At 61.8% G+C, this 2,652-nt stretch carries 3 protein-coding genes; all 3 read left to right on the top strand.

Going from position 1 to position 2,652, the window contains the following annotated elements:
- Positions 1–414, top strand: a 414-nt coding sequence (gene tnpB / locus T331_RS18895; RefSeq protein WP_322786144.1) for an IS66 family insertion sequence element accessory protein TnpB, incomplete at its 5' end; no start/stop codon positions are given.
- Between the two features lie 41 nt (positions 415–455).
- A complete protein-coding gene (gene tnpC, locus T331_RS0116670; protein ID WP_026440840.1) occupies positions 456–2,003 on the top strand; it encodes an IS66 family transposase in 1,548 nt (515 codons plus the stop codon).
- 41 nt (positions 2,004–2,044) lie between these two features.
- On the top strand, positions 2,045–2,614 hold the full coding sequence (locus T331_RS0116665; RefSeq protein WP_026440839.1) for a UPF0149 family protein: 570 nt from the start codon (positions 2,045–2,047) through the stop codon (positions 2,612–2,614).
- Positions 2,615–2,652: the final 38 nt, after the last annotated feature.

The raw sequence follows: 2,652 nt of genomic DNA, 5'->3' as shown, positions 1-2,652 counted from the left end.
GCTGGGGCTGTTCGGGCCGGCACGATGATCCTGGGTATTCCGTCCCGGCCGGGGCTGCGGGTGATGGTAGCGTCCAAGCCGGTTGATTTTCGTAAAGGCATGGATGGGCTCGCTGCCATGGTGACACAAGCGTTGGCATCGGACCCATTTGCCGGGGATGTGTTCGTCTTCCGGGCCAAGCGAGCCGACCGCATCAAGATGCTGCTCTGGGATGGCTCCGGCCTCTGCCTGGTGACCAAGCGGCTGGAGGCCGGCGGTTTTACCTGGCCGCCGGTGCAGGATGGCGCGGTCAGCTTAAGTACCTCGCAGCTGCGCATGCTATTTGCCGGGATGGATTGGACGCAGATACCAGCGCGCTCTGCGCCGCCAATGAGGCCAACAATCCCGCCAGAAAAATTACAGAAGGCGCCTTAATTTTCTGGCGAAACACCCGGCATGTTTGGTAACTTTCCGGCATGTCGGATGGTCAAAACTCCCCGCAAGATCCGGTATATTTGCTGGCATTGAACGCGGCATTGCGGGCGGAGAACGAGAACCTGAAGGCGGTTGTGGCAGCTTTGCAGCGAGCCCTGTACGGCGCCCGATCCGAGAAGCAGATTGAGCCAGTGAACCAGTTGCCGCTTGCTTTGGATGATCTCTCCGCCGCGCCGGTGGAACCAGCCAAATTGCCGAAGCCTGCGAATTCCAACCGGCCAGCGCGGCCAAAAGCGGTGCGCAATATCGGCGGGCTACCGGCACATCTGCCGCGTGTGGACATCACAATCGAGCCTGACCGCAAAGTCTGCCCTTGCTGTGCGGGCAGCCTGCATCTGATCAGCGAGGACGTCAGCGAGATGCTCGACGTCGTGCCGGCCATTCTGCGGGTCAAACGCATCCACCGGCCGCGATATGGTTGCCGGGCCTGTGAAGGTGCCGTGGTGCAGGCCAAAGCACCGCCGCGGCCAGTCGATGGCGGCATGCCGACAATCGATCTGCTGGTGCATATCGCGGTGATGAAGTTTGCCTGGCACCTGCCGCTGCACCGGCAGGTTAAAATGCTTGCCGGCCAGGGGATTGAGCTGGATGTCTCGACCTTGGTACATTGGATCAGCCGGCTGGCCTGGTGGCTGAGGCCGCTGCATGCGGTGCTCGCCGCAAACATCATGGCAGCGCCGAGGATTTTTTGCGATGATACGCCGCTGCCGGTGTTGGACCGGACCAGAAAGCGAACACGCATTGCCCGGCTCTGGGCTTATGCGATGGATGACCGGCCGTGGCGCGGCCCGGCGCCGCCGGCGGTGGTTTATCTCTACGCCGAAGACCGCAAGGGCCGGCATGTCGAGGAGCATCTGGCGGGCAGAACCTGCGTGCTGCAGGTGGATGCCTATCCCGGCTATAACCGGCTGACCCGGCCGGAGCGTCCCGGCGGCCCTATCACCTTGTCATTCTGTCTGGCGCATGCGCGGCGCAAGTTTTTCGAGATCCATAAATCGACGGACTGTCCTGTCTCGGCCGAGGCGCTGCAGCGCATTGCCGCCATCTACAGGATCGAGGCACGCATCCGCGGCACCAGTGCCGAGCAGCGCCTGGCCGTACGCCAGGCTGAGACGCAAGACTTATTCGATGCGTTCAAGCCCTGGCTGCTGGATCGCTTAAGCGAAATCTCCGCCAAATCCGCGCTGGCCAAAGCCATTCGCTATACGTTGGGGCACTGGAACGGGCTTGGCGTGTTCCTGACTGATGGCCGTGTCGAGGTCGACAATAACACCGTGGAACGCACCATCAGGGCGATCAGCCTGGGCCGCAAGAACGCATTATTCGCCGGCTCTGCTGTTGGCGGTGAGAACTGGGCGATTTTAGCGTCACTGATCAACACGGCCAAACTGCATGAGCTCGACCCGCAGACCTATCTTGCCGACGTGCTGGCGCGCATCGTCTCGGGCCAGACCAAGGTCAATGCGCTGAGCGAATTGCTGCCCTGGTACTGGAAGGCAGCCCAAGCACAACCGGCGCAAGCCGCATGAGGCGGCCGCGGACGGGTGCAGCGTCAACTGGCAAGCTGCCCATGGATTTTGAGGCCCTGGATGCCTGGCTGGAACGCCTCAAGCCGGCGCCGAAGGTTGACGGCATGTCGATGCTCGATGGCTACCTCGCCGCCATCGTCGTCGGTCCCTGCTCAATCCCACCGCATGAGTGGTTCTTTGATCTGCTCGGCGAGAAGGGCAATATCGCCACGGCGCACGGCAAACAGCTCAACGCCATCATGGCGATCGCGGCCCGGTTCAACGGCATCGGCGAAACCCTGTCCACGGCGCCATCAAAATACGCGCCGATCTTCCAACGCACCGACGCTGGCATGGTGTTCGCCGGGCCTTGGTGCATGGGGTTTGTCGCCGCGATGAAATTGCGCTGGAAGGCGTGGGCGCCATTACTCAACGCAAAAAACATTCAATACGGCCTCCTGCTGCCAATCCTGCTCTACTGCGCCGACGAACTGGCTATCCCCGCCGGGCCGCCGCCCAAAGGCATCGACATAAAATCGTACCTCAAGACCGCCTATCACGACATACCCATCGTCGTGCCAGCAATCAGAGACTTCTGGATGCCCCAGCGCGTCGCAGAGACATCACGGTAAAGTCCAGCCCCATGCAGTGGGGGCCTCGCATCGGTTAC

The sequence above is a fragment of the Acidocella facilis ATCC 35904 genome (assembly GCF_000687875.1).
GTDB classification, from domain to species: domain Bacteria; phylum Pseudomonadota; class Alphaproteobacteria; order Acetobacterales; family Acetobacteraceae; genus Acidocella; species Acidocella facilis.
The sequence above is the reverse complement of the archived record's forward strand: the minus strand, read 5'-3'. Positions and strand labels throughout refer to the sequence as shown.

What these genes read in the sequence shown, in the direction of transcription:
- tnpC (WP_026440840.1), top strand. Translation starts at nt 456, where the DNA reads ATGTCGGATGGTCAAAACTCCCCGCAAGATCCGGTATATTTGCTGGCA.
- T331_RS0116665 (WP_026440839.1), top strand. Translation starts at nt 2,045, where the DNA reads ATGGATTTTGAGGCCCTGGATGCCTGGCTGGAACGCCTCAAGCCGGCG.